The following is a 15,900-nucleotide window of genomic DNA, read 5'->3' as shown; positions in this document are numbered from 1 at the left end:
AGGGCCGGTTCGTCATCACCCGAAGGATGCGAAAGGTTTCATGTTTCGGGACCGAACCCCAACCCCGCCAAGGCAACAGGCAACAGGCAACCCCCCGTAATCACTCCACAAGGGAATAAGACGGGCCTCGGCGTCGAAGAGGGGCCCGGGGAGGAGGTCCCGTCTTTGTCGCCGCCGGCTTGAAGCCGCACCCACGGCCACCCCACCGCCGAAAGCAGAGCAGAGCCAGGCTGCTTCGTCTTTGTCGCTGCCTCAGCGCACCGTAACCACGCACACGACCAACCCCGCCCGCGAACGAAGGGCCATTGCCGGGCTCCCCAGGCGCCGCCCCGATCATGCGAGACGGGACCGGTCGACCCTGCCGAGCGACAAGCGGTGGCCTTCGATAGGCATCGATGTTCGGCGATCGATAGTTCGCACGCGAGCGGTGGTGTCCGAGCGGCGGCAGCGGAGCTCTACGGAACGCAGTACCGGAACATGGTCGGCACCACGGCGGCGACCTCGAACTGCGAGAAGGGACTTCGGTGATCACCCTCGCCGAGAGCGATCCCGACCGGGTCGACGCCCCCAGGCGGGCACGGTGGATATCGACTGAGTCGACGGCGAACTCGTCCACTGGCAAAGGCCGACGAAGACCACATTGCGCGGATATGGACGGGCGCCAGGCCGCACGGCCCGCGCCCGTCAACGCCGCGAGGCGGCCTCCGCGCGCACATCGGCGATCATCCTGTGCCCCTGCGCCTCGAAGTCCCGATCGCCGATCCGGTGGGCCCAGCACGCCGTGCCGATCGCCGAGCGGACACGCTGTCGGAACCAGACGTCGGGCTCGCGCGGGTCCGTGCCGTAGCCGGACAGGAACGCCTCCTCCGCGCCGGGATGCCAGACGAACTCCTGCACGGCCAGGCGCTCGAAGTCCTCGGCCGCCGGTCGCAGGCCCGCCCGCCCGAAGTCGATCACTCGCAGCACCCCATCGTCGAGAAGCCAGTTCCGGCACTGCCAGTCGCCATGCGTCGGCACACACGTGACCGTGGCCGACGGCCACGACCGGACCATGGACCGGAGCTCCTCGGCGGCCTCTGGCGCGATCCGATGCGGCCCGTCCAGCCACGCCAGCGCTCTGGCGTTCATCCGCGGCTCGTAGTCGCCGTCCTCGATCGCCGCCTGCGCGTGGCATGCGCGCAGCAGCTCACCGGCCTGCACGTACGTGTCCATCGCGGCGGCCGCCGCCGTGCCCTGGACCAGCGCCCCGGGAAGGTATTCGGTCACCAGGACCTTGGCCTCGACATCGGCATGGAGCATCCGGGCGGCCCGGCCGCACCGCACCCACGGCCCGGTCCATTCGCGGTGCGCGCGGATCTCCCGCTCGATGTGATGATCCGAGGCACCGCCCGCCTTGACGACGACGGCCTGCTCGCCCACCCTGGCCCGCAGGACGGTGGTCTCGACCAGTCCCCAACTCATGTCGGCTTCGATCTCGACACCGGGCAACCAGGCTTCGATCAGCGCACGCTGATGAGGAGCGAGCGTGCCGATCGGGTGGGCCATCGGGGCAAGCATAGTCGCGGTCGCCTGTCCCTCAGGCGGCCAGGCGGTCGCGAGACCGGCGGTGGGTCGTCGGGGTGACGCCGCGGACGCGCTTGAAGGCCACGGACAGCGCAAAGGCGTTCGCGTAGCCGACGCGGCGGGCGATCGCCTCGATGGTGTCGTCGGTGGCCCGCAACAGATCCGCGGCCAAGGTGATCCGCCAGGCGGTCAGGTACGCCATCGGCGCCTCGCCGACCAGGGCGGTGAAGCGCCGCGACAGGGTGGCGCGGGAGACGTTGGCGCGGTCGGCCAGCTCGCCGATGCTCCACGGATGCGCCGGATCGTCGTGCAGCAGACGGAGTGCCGGACCGACGACCGGGTCGCTCTGCGCCCGGTACCACCCCGGCGCGTGCGATTCCGGGCGCGCGAACCAGGCCCGCAGTGTGGTGATCAGCGCCAGGTCGAGCCACCGGTCGAGCACGCTCTGCTGGCCGGGTTCGTCGCTCTGGATCTCGGCGAGCATCGTCTCCATCACGTGCCCGGCCACGTCGGCGGCCGGGACCACCAGCACCGACGGCAGGGCCGCGAGCAGTCGGCCGCTGATGTCGCCGTCGAGCCGGTAGGTGCCGCTGATCACCATGGCGGCGCCTTCGGGACGGCCGCCGTACGTCCGGACCCCGAGCCGCGCGCTGTAGTCGACAGGGGCGCCGGGCAGCGGCTCGCAGCGTCCGCCCGGATGGATCCGCAGCTGCGGCGCGGTCTCCGGTTCGTCGCCCACGATGTATGGTTCGGGGCCGCGCACGATGGCGACGTCGCCCTCCTCCATCCGGACCGGCTCGATGCCGTCTCTGACGATCCAGGCCGACCCGCGGACGAGTGAGGCGAGCGCCAGCGGTGCCTGCTCCACGATGTGCAGTGCCCACGGCGGGTCCATGATGGTCAGGTTGAAGACGCCGTCGCTCGCCTTGGCACCGGCCAGCAGATCATCGAGCACATCCATACCGGAAGCATATCTGAGACGATCAGACATGGAAGTGCGCCTCTCAACCATGGTTTGTCTCACCTCTCCGCGATGTACTTGAGTACATGATCAACGAAACGATGCTCATCCTGGGCGGCAAGGGCAAGACCGGCCGCCACATCACCGAGCGGCTCGAGGCGCGCGGCGTCCCGACCCGACCGGCCTCGCGGTCGAGCGCGCAGCGCTTCGACTGGTACGACGAAAGCACCTGGGCGCCGACGGTGGCCGGGATCGACACGGCCTATATGGCCCCGCCGGTCGACCCGCAGGGCCTCGAACAGGCCGGACGGTTCATCAGGCAGGCGGCGGTGGACGGACTGCGCCGGCTGGTGCTGCTGTCCGGCCGCGGCGTCGGCAGCCCCGGCCGCGAGTTCGCGGTCTACGAAAAGGGACTCGAACTGGAGAACGCGGTCAAGGACAGCGGCGTCGACTGGACCATCGTCCGGCCCTCGTGGTTCATGCAGAACTTCAGCGAGGACTTCTTCTACGACTCGGTGATGGCGGGCGAACTCCGAGCCTCGGCGGGCACGGGCGCCGAGCCGTGGATCGACACCGAGGACATCGCCGAGGTGATGGTGGCCGCGCTGCTGGACCCGAAGCACATCGGCGAGACCTACTCGCTGTCCGGCCCGCGCACGCTCACCCTGGCCGAGGTCGCCTCCGAGCTGACCGCGGCGACCGGGCGGCCGATCCGCTACGTCGAGCTCGAACCCGAGGAGCACGTCGCCGAACTCGTCGGTTACGGCGTGCCGCAAGAGGTGGCCGATTCGCTCCGCGACCTGCTCGCGGTGATCCGCAACCACCGCTCCGAGTACGTCTCCGACGGTGTGCGGCAGGTGCTCGGCCGGGAGCCGCGCGACTTCACCGACTGGGCGCGAAGCACGGCGCAGGCCGGGGCGTGGTCGGCCTGACCGAGGCCGGTCGACTCACGAGCGGTCACCATGCCCGGTGGGGCGCAACGGGGTGGCGGGCATGGTCGAACGCCGATGCCGTTCGCTCCGGGACAGACGAGGGCCGGTCGATCCCCACCGATCGACCGGCCCCGGTGCCCCGCGATGTTGTTGCCGTCGTCCTGGGAAGGCGCGCATCGCGGAGCGGTGGTCGGGCACGGCGGTGCTGTGACGGCCATGAGCGCGACAACGGTTCGGCCGGCCGCCGTGCCCGAGCTTTCGGTAATGAGCGTTCGGTGACCTTGCGGGCTTCGAGTTCGATCCAGGCGCACCACTCATCGCCGTTCCAGGCGCCGTGCCATTTCGGACCGGAGCCGGGACGGTCGGTGAAGGTGCACACTTCGGACGGGCCGTTGCCGTCTGAGCAGTCGACGCGGAAGGCGCGCGGGGCGAGGGCCGTTTGGAAGACGGTGAAGATCGCCGGACCGCGCCGGAACTCGCCGAGATAGGTGCCCTCGGGTTCAACCATTGCAAACTCGCACATTGGCGGTCGAAGGCTGTTCGCCGTTGTAGAAGACCATGAAGGCTTGGGCCTCGGCCCATTCGCGCCAGGATTCGGAGGCGGTGCGCCAGCCCGGTCCCCAGGTGGCGTGGAGTTCGCCGGTGTTGAGCCCGGAGATGACCAGGACGATGTCGCGGGCATCGCCGGTGTGGACCTGGAAGGAGTCAGGCGCGGTCTGACTGGAGGCGCGGACGGTGTAGGTGCGGACGCTGTCGGCGAAGGAACCGCGTTCCAGCTCGGCGCCGCGTGGCGGATTGGGTTTGGTCTTGACGGTCGCGTGGGCGACAATGGGTGCTGACACGGTGTGCAACCTCCGTGTTGTTTAAGACCGGGGCGGGACTTGGTTGCTAGGCCGTTTGACCCGCCCCGGTCGGTTTCTGTGGAGGGCATGAAATGTCTGCTCTCGTGAACCCTGTCGCCAGAATCCCGTGATGGACCTCTCACGCTTGATTGGTATCAAGGCACATGAACCTGAACTGTGCAAGTCTGCATAGATCTGGTTCTTAAAAATCTGCGATACCTGTTGGAGGAAGCCGTGACAAAGTCGCGTCCTCAGCCGAACCTTCGCTCGCAATGGCTGGGCGAGAAGATGCGTGACCTGCGGAAAGAGCGTGGAATCTCGCAGGCGGACGCTGCTGATTACATCCAGCGCGATGCCACGATGCTAGGACGATATGAGAGCGGCTTGTTTCCGTTTCGGCGTGTCGATGTCATCGGGCTGCTGACCCTCTACGGAGTTGAGGACGAGCGCACCCGCAACAGTCTTCAGCAAGTCTGCGATGAAGCGTGGCAACGCAACTGGTGGGACGACCACCAGAATGATCTGGGAGCCGACTTCATCAATGTTCCCTGGTTGGAAAGCAGGGCGGAGCGCATCTGCACCTACCAGCACCTCCTGGTGTACGGGCTGTTCCAGACACGCGGTTACGCCGAAGCGGTGATCAACCGGCTCGAACGAAGCAAGGCGTCTGCGGCGCAGATCGAGCGTTGGGTCGACCTGCGCATCGAGAGGCAGCAGATCCTGGCCGCTGATCGGGTACCGTGCATCGATGCCGTGCTGGAGCAATCGGTACTCGATCGCACCACTGGATCAGAGCCCGTCATGCGTGAGCAGCTTCAGCACCTGCTTGAGATCGGAAGGCGAAGCGGCATCACGATCCGAATCATCCCGACCGAGGCGGGACCCCACGCAGGTCTCAACGGCAGCTTCAACCTCTATGAGATGCCGGAACCATACCCGGCCATCGCATATGTCGAGACGACTGCGGGCGCCCTGTACGTCGAGGAACCGAAGGTGAGTAGTTTTGAAAGCGTATGGCAAGACCTCGACCGATCGGCGTTGACTGCGAAGGAGTCCGCCGCTCTGATCGCCAAGCGCTTGAAGGAGATCGAATGAGCACCGAGCAGCGGCTCTCTTCCGACGAGCTGGCTGGAATCCGTTGGCGCATCAGTTCCCGCAGTGACAGCGGAGGCGGCCAGTGCGTCGAGGCCGGTCCGCTCTCCGACGGCTCGGGGCGGGTCGCCGTCCGGCACTCTCACCACCCCGAGGGCTCGCTCATCGTCTACACCCGCGCCGAGTGGGACGCCTTCCTCGCCGGAGCCAAAGACGGCGAGTTCGACTTCTCTTGATCGAAGGGATACCGATGAGCACCGAACAGCAGCTTTCCTCCGAAGAACTGGCTGGGATCCGCTGGAGGACCAGCACCCGCAGCTCCAGCAACGGTGGCCAGTGCGTCGAGGCCGGTCCGCTCTCCGACGGCTCGGGGCGGGTCGCCGTCCGTCACTCCCACCACCCCGAGGGCTCGGTCATCGTCTACCCCCGTGCCGAGTGGGACGCCTTCCTCGCCGGAGCCAAAGACGGCGAGTTCGACTTCTAGCCCTGCGATTTCTCGCCCTCCAGCGCCGCGACCATGGCTCTGACCAGACCCCTCGTCTGCTCGAACGAGGCCCTTGACAGCTCCGGCGAGCCGATCACCGACCGCATGAGCCCCATGCCGATCAGCAGCGCCCCCACCAGCTCGGCGCGCAGTTCGGCGTCATCGCCCCCCAACCGCTCGGCGAAGTCGGCCAGATAGCCCTCGCACACCTCCTCGCGCAGCCGCGCGCGGACCTCGGGCCGTCCCGCCGAGCGGAGCATGACCAGCAGCGGATGCTCACCGCCGTGCTCGGGCCGGTCAGCGAAAACGACCTCGCGCACCAGCGCCTCGGCCAGCGCCTCGGGCGATGCGGCCTGTTCATCGCCCACCTGCCGCCCGAGGCCCTCCGGCACTTCAACGCGGACGGCCGCCTCGAACAGCGCCTGCTTGGAGCCGAAATACCGGAAGATCAGCGTCGCGTCGACCCCGGCGTCGGCGGCGATGTCGCGCACGCCGGTGCCGTCGAATCCATGCTCGGCGAAGCGGCGGCGGGCCGCCTCCAGCAGGGCCGCTCGGGTCGCCGCCTTGTCGCGGCGTTTGGGTTCGCTCATGAAGTCAGCATAAGTCATCACTTGTTGACTTATCGAGCGCCTTCGGCTAACCTTTGTCATCGATCGATGACTTATGTGGAAAGGCACGAACCCTCATGCGCACCTACCTGATCACCGGCGGCACCGACGGCATCGGCAAAGGACTGGGCCTGCACTTCCTGGCCCGCGGCGACCGTCTCATCGCCGTCGGCACCAACCCCGCCAAAGGCAAGGCGCTCCTGGCCGAAGCCGAGCGGCTCGGCGCGGCCGATCGCGCCCACTTCCTACGGGCTGACCTGAGCACCCTCGACGGCATGCGCTCCGTCATCGCCGAAACCGAGGCCACGGTCGAGCGCCTCGACGGGCTCGTCTTCGCCACCCAGCGCTTCCGCCCCCACCGCGAGGAGACCCCCGACGGCTTCGAGTACACCTTCGCCCTGTCCTACCTCAGCCGCTTCGTCATCGGCCACGCCCTGACCGGTCTGCTCGACCGGTCCGAGACCCCGGTCGTCTTCAACCTGGCCGGTCCCGGCGGCCTGCCCGGCCAGATCTACTGGGACGACCCGCAACTCCACCACGGCTACACCGGCAAGAACGCCTCCATGCAGGCCTCGCGCTGCAACGACCTGCTCGGCGTCGACTTTCCGCGGCGCCACTCGGGCACGCGGATCCGCTATGTCCTGTACAACCCGATGTTCGTCAAGACCGGCATGGCCGATCCGCTGCCGCAACCGCAGCGGGCGCTGACCAAGACCCTGGCCTGGCTCCTGGCCCAGCGAGTCGACAAGGCGGTCGTGCCGATGGTCGACCGCATCGACCACCCGCCGACCGAGCCGGTCGCCGCCTTCCGCCGCCGCACGCCTATACCGCTGACCGGCAAGGACTTCGACCTCGAATCGGCCGACCGGCTCCACGGACTCACCCGCGAACTCCTCGACGGCCGGTGACCACGGGTCGAAGCGGCATCGAGCCACCGGTGAATGAGCGGGGGACCGGCGCCCCGTTCATGAGCGGAATTCGACGAGCTCGCGCTTGACCCGCTCGATGCGGGCCTCGTCCCATTCGATCTCCGGGTCCGCTTCGAGGAACGTCAGGATCACCGCGCCCGCCGCCAGCCCCGGGAGCGACCACTCGGCTTCTGCACCACCGAATGCGGCACTGCGCACCCGCTCCTTCTCGATCATCGGGATCGTCGGCTCCATCAGCGCCATCCCGCGCAGTGCCGCACTCGCCATCGCCGCCAGCTGCTCGAAGGTGACGCCGCTTCCGGCTCGGATCCGGTAGCCGAACAGCCCGGTCAACTCCCGGTAGCTCTCCGAGATCCGCTCGACGAACCCCGCCTCCGACTCCTCCAGGATCGCCCCCACGTCCTCGCGCAGCGGCCCCTCCTCCAAGCTCAAAAACGTCGCGTGCAGCGCCAGATAAGTCCGCCACGCACTCGAACGCCGCAGCGTCTCGAAGTCCCGTGCCCCGCGGATGAGCTCGGCGATCAGCCGCTCTCGCCCCTCCGGCGTCTCGACCCAATCGGCATGCTCGGCGACGGCTTGCGCTATGCCGCGCTTCGACTCCAGCTCGCCGATGGTCGCCGCGTCGGCTCCCCGCGCGAGTTCGCGCAGCAGATCGGCGAAGAACAGGTCCTTGTACGGCCACCGCCTGTACACCGCGCTCCGGGCGACTCCGGCGGCGCGGATGACGTCCTCAAGCCGCAGGTGCTCCAAACTGACGGTCAACCCCGTCTCGTTGATCATCTCGACGGCCGTGGCCAGCATTCGTTCCTCGGTCTCGGTGTCCGAAATGCGCCGCCTGCGGCGGCCGAGGCCGGTTTCCTGCGGTTGCTGTGGCACGGCTCATCCTTTCAATATGAAACATCATGTCTCAAGTTTGGTACCTTGGGTCCAATACTGGCACCCCCACGAGGCTACCAGCGCACCACCGCCAGACACCCTTATGAAGGAGACCCACATGGCACGCCGACCGCACCGCCCGCACCGCGCCCTCGCCATCACCGGCGAGTCCCTCCTGCTGCTGCTCGCGCTGATCGTCCTGTCGGTCGCCGTCACCGTGCAGGCCATGACCGACGACCAAGGCCGCCTCCAAATCGACGGCGCCGACTACGCAACCGACGCCTACGCCGTGGTCGGCGACTCCTGGGACGGATCCGACTACACCGACCTCGGGTTCGCCGATGCCGTCTACATCGAGGTCACCTCGGAGAAGGACCAGTTCGTCGGCTTCGCGAACCCCGAGGACGCGGCCGCGTTCCTCGACGGCGTCGAGCACACCGCCATCCACCGCGCCACCGGCACCGAAGGCCCCACCGAAGAGCACATCGACGGCGGCGCACCGCAGACGCCCGGCGCCGAAGCCGACATCTGGGCGTTCACGCTCGAAGGCGACGGCACCCGGACCTATGAATGGGACGCCGAAAGTTCCGGCGAACTCACGCCGATTGCCATGAACGCCGACGGCTCGGCGAACGTCGAAGGCCGCCTCGACATCGCCTACGACGTGCCCGGCCTCGGCGGCATCGTCGCCGGGCTCTACATCGTCGGCGTCCTCCTGGCGGTGCTGGCAGTGTGGCTCATGGTCCGCACGATCAGAAAGCCCCACAAGGCCGCCCAGTCGGCCGCATAGCGAGACCGGGGGCGGGCGCCTGGGCGTACGGACCCGGCGTCCGCGCATGCTCCAGATGCGACACAATCGAACATGTGGACCAACAATCGATACGGGTGCGGTATTCGATGTGGCGGCTCGTCGTGGGAAACGCGGGTGCCTTCGTGTTCCCCGTCTTCGGGACCGTCGGCGGCTTCCTCACCGGCCATGCGGTGATCTGGTACGTCGTGATGGGCGCTGTGAGCCTGTACCTGGGGGTCCATGCCTGGCGGGCGTGGACCGGCCGCGCGCATTACTACATCCTGGTCGCCCCTCGGTATATGACCTACCGAGGCGGTATCGGCAACGGCGAGCAGGAGGTGCGCCTGAATCCGGCCGACCGGCTCGTGGCCTCCGGCGACACGCTGACGGTATGGCGGCGCGACGGCACCCACGAATCCCTTCCCGTACATCCGAGCATCGCGAACCGTGCGGACTGGGAGCAGATGCGGGCGTGGATCGGGGCCAGGTGGCCGACCCCGTAACGAGCCGCTCAGCGCCACCACCAGCGGGCTCGGCATTCTGAAGGAGAGGTTCTCGTCGCTGACGGGGGCCGCTACCACTTCGCAGCGGCGCAATAGGGGAGCCAGTTCGGACACCACTACCTCCGCTTCCATTCTCGACAGCTGGCTGCCCAGACACCTGTGCGCCCCCGCGCCGAAGGCCAGGTGGCGCCTTGAGCCTCGTTGACCTGGTTTCATTCGGTGCGGGCACTCGGCCACGCCCTCGTCCGCTCCCGCCGCCGCCAACCACACCAGGATCGACTCGTCCTTGTTCACCGGCATCCCGCCGATCTCGGTGTCTCTGGCGGCCAATCGTCGCCACGACACCAGCGGCGGCAGCAGCCGCAGTCCCTCCTCGACCACCGCCGCCGCGGGCGCGTCCAGCAGCTTGGGCTCCTCGATCAGCTTGTGGAGCAGCAGCGTCAGGAACTGCGACGTCGTCTCCTGGCCTGCTACGAGGAGGAAGAACAGCGCCGCCGTCGCCGCGTCCTCGCCGTGCTCCTTCAGCACCTGCCGCGTCGCGCCGGTTGATTTCGCCGCCCATCCGCGCAGTACCGCGTGGTAGGGGCCCACAATCTTCGCCAATTCCAGTTGGCGGTCCAGATCCGGCCTGCCCCAGAACAGTTCCAGTGCCGCCCTGGAGAAGCGTTTCACCTCCGCCGCCTCGTCCACGTCCAGTTCGAGCAGCCTTGCCAGCGCTGCCAGCGGGACCTCCGAAGACACCGCCTTGTCCAGGTCCACCGCCTTGCCTTCGCGCAGTCGCAGCGCCACCTTCAGCGCCGCCCTGCGCGTCAGGCCCCTCAGCCACGGCCTCAGCGCCTCCACTCGATGCGGCGCGAACGTCTCCGCGAACGCTGATCTGATAGAGGAGTGCGTCCCGGTGTCGTTGTTCGCCAACGTCGCCGGAAGCCGGAACCGGTGCCTCGCCAGCTCCCGCAGCACCGCCGCGGGCAGCGGCGTGACCGCGTCCAGCGCGTTCGCCGGGGAGAACCGCCCCCCGTCGAGGAGCACCTCCCTCGCCAACCGGTGCGAGGACACTACGACCTGCCCTTCCCCACGGAACACGCCGGCCCCGTCCGGGGAATGTTTCCACAGCTCGAACAGCACGCGCGCAGCCTACCTCCCCCGAACGTATGAACCCCGCTCACGGTAATCTGCTTGCAGTCTCCCGGCGCCTCCGCCGTATGCGAAGGGGCGCCGAGCCGGTCCCATCAGTCGCCCCCAGCAGAAGGAGCAAGCCCCTTGCAGGAGTACTCCTCCCAAGCCGCCTACGACCGTGGCGAGGCCGTCTGCGTCATCGGAGCCGGAGCCGCCGGCCTGATCGCGGTCAAGAACCTCCGCGAGAACGGCTTCGAAGTGGACTGCTACGAACGCGACACCGTGCTCGGCGGCCTGTGGAACCCAGAGAACCAGCACAGCCCCCTCTACCCCCACACCCATCTCGTCACCTCGCGCTCGCAGACCGAGATCCCCGACTTCCCCATGCCCGACGACTGGCCCGACTACCCCTCGGCCGCGCAGATGCTCGACTACCTCAAGCGCTACGCCGCCCACTTCGGCCTCGCCGAGCACATCTGGTACGGCTCCGAGATCTCCCACATCGAACCCGTCGAGGGCTCCCGCTTCGAGATCGTCGTCAAGCCCGCCGCCGGGTCGGCCGCCCGCCGCCTGCGCTACGGCGCCGTCATCATCGCCACCGGCCACCACTGGGTCCCCAACCTGCCCTCGTATCCGGGCCAAGACGGATTCCGCGGCACCATCCTGCACTCCTCGCAGCTCAAGGACGGCTCCCGCCTGCGCGGCAAGACCGTCCTCGTCGTCGGCGGCGGCAACTCCGGCATCGACATCGCCTGCGAAGCCGCCGTCAACGCCGCCGAATGCGTCCACTCTGTGCGCCGCGGCTACTGGTACCTGCCGAAATACCTCGGCGGCGAACCGGCCGACTACGCCCTCGCCCGGCTCCAGCGCCGCCCGCGCTGGCTCCGCGGCTTCCTGACCGACCGCCTCCTCAAGGGCCACCGCGAGCTCTCGGCCCGCATGGGCATGGAGGCCCCCGACCACAAGCACACCGACGAGGAGCCCATCCGCAACGGCCGCTACCTCGAACACGTCGGCGACGGCTCCATCCAGCACCGAGGCGAAGTCACCCGCTTCGACGGCGGCGAGGTGGCCTTCACCGACGGCACCACCGTCCGCCCCGACGTCGTCGTCCTCGCCACCGGCTACAAGCCCAAGATCGGCTGCTGCCCACCCGGGCTCCTCGGCGTCGACGGCGACTCGCCGTACCCCAAGCTCCTGGCCCGCATGTTCTCCCCGCGCGTCGAGACGCTCGCGGTGGCGGGCCTCGTCGAACCTGGCGTCGGCGCGCTGCCCATCTTCCACTGGCAGACCCACGCGATCGCCCACTGGCTCCACATCCGCAAGGGCGACCCCGAGCGGGCCGCGAACTTCCGCCAGCAGGTCGTCAGCGAATCCGCCCAGTACGCCGTCGACTCGACCGGGGTCTCCCCGCGCCACCACCTGGCCGTCGATGCCGAGGAGTACCTCGCCGGGCTGGGCCGCATCATCGACACACTCGAACAGGAGCCCGCGAAGTGAGTCTGCAAGTCTGGGTCCGGCGCACCCGCACCCCCGAGCCCGCCTCCGTCAAGCGCGAGATCGCCGTCATCGAGCCCTCGGACCTGCTTGAGATCGAAGCCAGGGACGATCCCGACGCCTCGCCGGTCCTGTGCTGCACCGGTGAGAGCGCGGGCGCCGCGGCCTTCGGCGGCCTGTGGCTCAAGCGCATCGCCGGGGCGGGCCGCTACGCCGCCGCCGTCAGCGTCCGGGGCCAGGGCAGCACGCCAGCCGCTCCGGGCGGCCTTGAGGCCTGCGCTCACGACGTCGTCCAGGCCGCTATCGGCCTCCCGCGCCAGGCCGTCCTGGTCGGCCACGGCTCCGGTGCGGCCTGGGCCGCGCTGGCCGCGGGCCGCTATCCGGCCGCCGCGCTCGTCCTGGTGTCGCCGCAGAAGATGCCGAAGCAGCCGCCGAGACCGGTCGGGGAGCCGAAGGTGCTCCTGGCCGTCGGCGAGGCCGAGGCCCAGTCGAAAGAGGCGCAGGCGACCGCCGAGGCCTACGGCGTCGCGCCGCTGACGTTCGCGGGCAACTCGGGGGACGTCTTCACCGGGGCAGGCGCCGAAGGGCTGCTCGACGCGGTCCTCTCCTGGCTGGGCAGCAAGGACTGAGTCAGACTACGGCGCCGTCGTCCTTGTCGTCGTCCGAGGAGTCGTCGCGCAGCCGGTTGACCAGCAGCCACACGCCCAGCACGAACACCAGGAACCCGACCACGCGGCCCGGGTTCGTGCCCAGCGGCGCGATGCTCGGCCGCACCAGGAGCAACAGGCCGCCGAGGACGCACAGGACGCCGCCGATCGCGGGCAGGCTCGGCCACGGCATCGGCGGCGGGTCGGGCGGGACGTAGTCGTCCTCCTCGTCGTCGGGCAGCTCCGTGTCCCACAGCTCCAGGAGCGTCGGCTCCTCGTCCTCGGGAGGCGGGGGCGGCGTCGGCGGGGTCGGTGGCGCGGGCGGCTCGGCGGAGTGGTCGACGTCGACGTCGAGGTCGCGGATGAGCTCGTTGAACCGCCGGTCGACGTCCTCGGGGCGCAGCTCGCCGCCTGGCTCCGGTTCCTCTTCGCGGTCAGTCATGGGCACCTCGCGTCTTGGCCAACTGCCTGGTCATGAACTCGACGGTTCCGGAGAAGATCGTCTCCGCGTCGTAGTCGAGGGTCGCCACATGGTAGCTGCGCGGCAGGACGGTCGACTCGACGTCCTTCGAACGCACCCCCGCCTTGACGACGGCGCTGTTGCGCGGATGGACGACGTGGTCGACGGCGCTGGTGAAGATGCGGACCGGGACGGTGACGCGGGGCAGCTCGGCGCGGGTGACCTTCCACAGCCGCCGCACCGACGCGAACGCCGCCAGCGGCGTCCGGTCGCTGGCCTTCTCGCGCACGTCGGGTCTGGCCACGTCGGAGCCGATCGCGCCGACGCTGGGCATGACATAGCGCAGCACCGGCGCCAGGAAACCGTGCGGCTTGTCGTCGTAGATGGCCGGGTTGACCAGCACCAGGCCGCTGAGCTCGCCGCCGCGGTGCTCGGCGAGGCGCAGCGCCAGCGTCCCGCCCATCGACAGGCCCCCGGCGAAGACGGGCCGCCCGAAACCGCGCGCCGCGTCCAGGCCCCGCTCGATCGCGCCGTACCACTCGGGCCAGCGCGTCTTGGCCAGCTCGCGCCAGGGGAGCGCGTGCCCCGGGAGCAGCGGGCAGACGACGTTGAACCCCGCGTCGCGCAGGTGTTCGCCCCACGGGCGCAGGCTCGACGGGTCCCCGGTGAAGCCGTGGCACAGCAGCATCGTGGCCTCGGCGCTCGGGCCCGCGTCGAACGTGAACGCCTCGGATTCGGTTGACACGCCGCCGCCTCCAGGAGAATCAGATGCTTCATGCCGCCCGCCCATTCTCGCACGGACCGGACAGAAGCGGCCACTGCGCAGGTGCGCGCCCCGGCGGCGCGGACGCGGGGCGGCCTTCGATTGATCGGTACCTATACGCTTGGGTCCGTGATCTACCGGGTGTTGAAGGCGCTGCTGGGGCCGATCCTATGGGCGATATGGCGTCCGCAGACCGAAGGGCTCCACCATGTGCCCGAATCGGGGGCCGCCATCCTGGCGAGCAACCATCTGGCGGTGTTCGACTCCGTCTTCCTGCCGTTGGTGGTCAAACGGCACATCACGTTCATCGCGAAGTCGGACTACTTCACCGGCCGCGGGGTCGGCGGCCTGCTCACCCGTACGTTCATGCGGGCGGTGGGCGCGATCCCGGTGGACCGCGCGGGCGGCGACGCCGCCCAGGCCTCGCTCGGCACGGGGAAGCGGGTGCTGTCGGAGGGGCAGCTGTTCGGGATCTACCCCGAGGGGACGCGCTCGCCGGACGGGCGCCTGTACCGCGGGAAGACCGGGGTGGCGCGGCTGGCGCTGGAGACCGGGGCATGCGTGGTGCCGGTGGCGATGATGAACACCGGTGAGCTGCAACCGATCGGGAGGCGGCTGCCGCGCTTCGGACGGGCGCGCCTCAAGATCGGGCCGCCGCTGGACTTCAGCCGCTATTCGGGTCTGGTGGGCGACCGGACCGTCGAGCGGGCGGTGACCGACGAGGTCATGGACGCGCTGCGGGAGCTGTCGGGCCAGGACTACGTCGATGAGTACGCCGCGAACGTCAAGAAGAAGGACAAGGGCGCCTGAGCTCGGGCCCGCTACGACCCTTCTGATTTGCCCTCCATCCACGCCCCCGTGTTCCTTCTACGGTGCTTCGCCTTTCCGCTCCGCCGCCGCGCTCTGCCCTTTACTTTCACCGTGGCGCAGCACGCTTCGGCTCTGCCTTTGCGCTCCGCCCTTCGGTTCCGGCTCTGTGCTTGACTCTTCGGTTCCGCCTCTGTGCTTCACTGTTCGGTTCCGGCTCTGTGCTTGACTCTTCGGTTCCGCCTCTGTGCTTCACCCTTCGCCGCCGCCGCTCTGCTTCATCCTTCGGCTCCTCCGAAGCCAGCCCTGCGCCGCAGCGCCGGGAGGTCCACGACGACGATCTTGCGGCCCTCCGTCCGCAACCAGCCTCGGTTGGCGAAGATCCCGATCGCCTGGTTGACGCTCTGCCGCGAACCGCCGGCCATCTCGGCCAGCTGGGTCTGGTTCAACTCGATGGTCGTCATGGGGGAGGAGTGCTGCTCGGCCAGGCGCACCAGCGTCTTCGCCACTCGCCCGGGGAGGTCGAGGAACACGTGGTCGGAAGACTGCTCGGTGAGGCGGCGGACGATCATTCCCATCGACCGCAGCACCGCGTCCAGCATCTTGGGGCTGCCGTGGACCAGTTCGAGGAACGACGAGCGGGCCAGCGCCAGCGCCGCGGTGTCCTCCAGCGCCTCCGCCGAGGCGGAGCGGGGCGACCCGTCCAGCAGCGACACCTCGCCGAGGACTTCGGGGGCGCGGGCGACGTGCAGCATGGCGCGCTCACCCGTTGCGGCGGTGCGGAAGACGCTCACCGCCCCGGACCGGATCATGATCAAAGACTCGCCTGCCTCACCTTCGAAGAACAGCAGACGCCCTCGGCGATAGTGGCGGGGTACCGCCACATCGGCGATCTTGCGCCGGGCCTGCGGGTCGAGGCCGGCGAACATGGCGACGCCTGCTAGCGGGTCTTCAGATGGGCTGACACCCATAGTTCTTCCCCCTTCGGTGGGACCGGTCCGCGGGTTCCCTCCGATGATCGCTGTCTTTT

At 68.9% G+C, this 15,900-nt stretch carries 18 protein-coding genes and 1 pseudogene; 9 read left to right on the top strand and 10 right to left on the bottom strand.

The window, feature by feature from the left end; translation table 11 throughout:
- Window positions 1-684: 684 nt before the first annotated feature.
- Together H613_RS0102685 and H613_RS0102680 are read right to left on the bottom strand one after the other, a co-directional pair.
- Window positions 685-1,545 (bottom strand): phosphotransferase, encoded by an 861-nt coding sequence (locus tag H613_RS0102685; RefSeq protein ID WP_026922589.1) that lies wholly within the window; start codon window positions 1,543-1,545, stop codon window positions 685-687.
- A 31-nt stretch (window positions 1,546-1,576) separates the two neighbouring features.
- Window positions 1,577-2,524, bottom strand: a complete 948-nt coding sequence (locus H613_RS0102680) for an AraC family transcriptional regulator (RefSeq protein ID WP_026922588.1) — start codon at window positions 2,522-2,524, stop codon at window positions 1,577-1,579.
- A gap of 86 nt (window positions 2,525-2,610) precedes the next feature.
- Between H613_RS0102680 and H613_RS0102675 the strand changes: the two genes are divergently transcribed.
- Window positions 2,611-3,456 carry an NAD(P)H-binding protein gene (locus H613_RS0102675; RefSeq protein WP_026922587.1) on the top strand — a complete coding sequence of 282 codons (846 nt, stop codon included), beginning with the start codon at window positions 2,611-2,613 and terminating at the stop codon, window positions 3,454-3,456.
- Between the two features lie 25 nt (window positions 3,457-3,481).
- Here H613_RS0102675 and H613_RS30600 read toward each other — a convergent pair whose 3' ends face one another.
- Both H613_RS30600 and H613_RS0102670 read right to left on the bottom strand, forming a co-directional pair.
- The gene (locus H613_RS30600; protein WP_156925780.1) at window positions 3,482-3,964 is read right to left on the bottom strand and encodes a hypothetical protein; all 483 of its coding nucleotides are present in this window, start codon (window positions 3,962-3,964) and stop codon (window positions 3,482-3,484) included.
- Complete coding sequence (locus H613_RS0102670) at window positions 3,957-4,298, bottom strand: hypothetical protein (RefSeq protein WP_026922586.1); 342 nt, start codon at window positions 4,296-4,298, stop codon at window positions 3,957-3,959. Before H613_RS0102670 ends, H613_RS30600 begins: the two co-directional genes overlap by 8 nt.
- A 234-nt stretch (window positions 4,299-4,532) precedes the next feature.
- On the opposite strand from H613_RS0102670, the gene H613_RS0102665 reads away from it, so the two are divergent.
- Genes H613_RS0102665 through H613_RS0102655 form a run of 3 tightly spaced genes read left to right on the top strand, consistent with a single transcriptional unit; the run spans window position 4,533 to window position 5,874 of the window.
- A complete protein-coding gene (locus tag H613_RS0102665) occupies window positions 4,533-5,393 on the top strand; it encodes a helix-turn-helix domain-containing protein (RefSeq protein ID WP_026922585.1) in 861 nt (286 codons plus the stop codon).
- Window positions 5,390-5,626: a DUF397 domain-containing protein gene (locus H613_RS0102660; protein WP_026922584.1), complete on the top strand. Its 237-nt coding sequence runs from the start codon at window positions 5,390-5,392 to the stop codon at window positions 5,624-5,626. The genes H613_RS0102665 and H613_RS0102660 overlap by 4 nt, the downstream gene beginning before the upstream one ends.
- 14 nt (window positions 5,627-5,640) lie before the next feature.
- Window positions 5,641-5,874, top strand: a complete 234-nt coding sequence (locus H613_RS0102655) for a DUF397 domain-containing protein (protein ID WP_035735570.1) — start codon at window positions 5,641-5,643, stop codon at window positions 5,872-5,874.
- On the opposite strand, the gene H613_RS23955 is transcribed toward H613_RS0102655, so the two are convergent.
- The gene (locus H613_RS23955; protein ID WP_035735568.1) at window positions 5,871-6,464 is read right to left on the bottom strand and encodes a TetR/AcrR family transcriptional regulator; all 594 of its coding nucleotides are present in this window, start codon (window positions 6,462-6,464) and stop codon (window positions 5,871-5,873) included. The genes H613_RS0102655 and H613_RS23955 overlap by 4 nt on opposite strands.
- A gap of 95 nt (window positions 6,465-6,559) precedes the next feature.
- Between H613_RS23955 and H613_RS0102645 the strand changes: the two genes are divergently transcribed.
- Window positions 6,560-7,390 (top strand): SDR family NAD(P)-dependent oxidoreductase, encoded by an 831-nt coding sequence (locus H613_RS0102645; RefSeq protein ID WP_026922582.1) that lies wholly within the window; start codon window positions 6,560-6,562, stop codon window positions 7,388-7,390.
- Window positions 7,391-7,447: 57 nt separating this feature from the next.
- On the opposite strand, the gene H613_RS0102640 is transcribed toward H613_RS0102645, so the two are convergent.
- The gene (locus tag H613_RS0102640; RefSeq protein ID WP_026922581.1) at window positions 7,448-8,287 is read right to left on the bottom strand and encodes a TetR/AcrR family transcriptional regulator; all 840 of its coding nucleotides are present in this window, start codon (window positions 8,285-8,287) and stop codon (window positions 7,448-7,450) included.
- A gap of 118 nt (window positions 8,288-8,405) precedes the next feature.
- On the opposite strand from H613_RS0102640, the gene H613_RS0102635 reads away from it, so the two are divergent.
- Window positions 8,406-9,077, top strand: a complete 672-nt coding sequence (locus tag H613_RS0102635) for a hypothetical protein (protein WP_156925779.1) — start codon at window positions 8,406-8,408, stop codon at window positions 9,075-9,077.
- 512 nt (window positions 9,078-9,589) lie between these two features.
- Here H613_RS0102635 and H613_RS32850 read toward each other — a convergent pair.
- Window positions 9,590-10,705, bottom strand: a pseudogene (locus H613_RS32850) (cytochrome P450); the annotation flags it as partial.
- A 135-nt stretch (window positions 10,706-10,840) separates the two neighbouring features.
- Here H613_RS32850 and H613_RS0102620 point away from each other — a divergent pair.
- Both H613_RS0102620 and H613_RS23950 read left to right on the top strand, forming a co-directional pair.
- Entirely contained in the window at window positions 10,841-12,196 is a 1,356-nt protein-coding gene (locus H613_RS0102620) for a flavin-containing monooxygenase (RefSeq protein ID WP_026922577.1), read from the top strand.
- The gene (locus H613_RS23950) at window positions 12,193-12,822 is read left to right on the top strand and encodes an alpha/beta fold hydrolase (protein ID WP_051392845.1); all 630 of its coding nucleotides are present in this window, start codon (window positions 12,193-12,195) and stop codon (window positions 12,820-12,822) included. Before H613_RS0102620 ends, H613_RS23950 begins: the two co-directional genes overlap by 4 nt.
- A 1-nt stretch (window position 12,823) precedes the next feature.
- On the opposite strand, the gene H613_RS28830 is transcribed toward H613_RS23950, so the two are convergent.
- Window positions 12,824-13,282, bottom strand: coding sequence for a hypothetical protein (locus tag H613_RS28830; protein WP_051392844.1), 459 nt, complete (start codon window positions 13,280-13,282; stop codon window positions 12,824-12,826).
- Window positions 13,275-14,045 (bottom strand): alpha/beta hydrolase, encoded by a 771-nt coding sequence (locus tag H613_RS0102605; RefSeq protein WP_026922576.1) that lies wholly within the window; start codon window positions 14,043-14,045, stop codon window positions 13,275-13,277. Before H613_RS0102605 ends, H613_RS28830 begins: the two co-directional genes overlap by 8 nt.
- A 147-nt stretch (window positions 14,046-14,192) precedes the next feature.
- Here H613_RS0102605 and H613_RS0102600 point away from each other — a divergent pair, with 147 nt between their 5' ends.
- A complete protein-coding gene (locus H613_RS0102600; protein ID WP_026922575.1) occupies window positions 14,193-14,873 on the top strand; it encodes a lysophospholipid acyltransferase family protein in 681 nt (226 codons plus the stop codon).
- A 275-nt stretch (window positions 14,874-15,148) separates the two neighbouring features.
- Here the strand turns inward: H613_RS0102600 and H613_RS0102595 are convergent, their stop codons facing one another.
- Window positions 15,149-15,841: a Crp/Fnr family transcriptional regulator gene (locus tag H613_RS0102595; protein WP_026922574.1), complete on the bottom strand. Its 693-nt coding sequence runs from the start codon at window positions 15,839-15,841 to the stop codon at window positions 15,149-15,151.
- Window positions 15,842-15,900 lie beyond the last annotated feature (59 nt).

The sequence above is a fragment of the Glycomyces arizonensis DSM 44726 genome (assembly GCF_000482705.1).
Taxonomy (GTDB): Bacteria; Actinomycetota; Actinomycetes; order Mycobacteriales; family Micromonosporaceae; genus Glycomyces; species Glycomyces arizonensis.
Note: the sequence above shows the minus strand (reverse complement) of the source record. Positions and strands in the feature narration are given on the sequence as shown.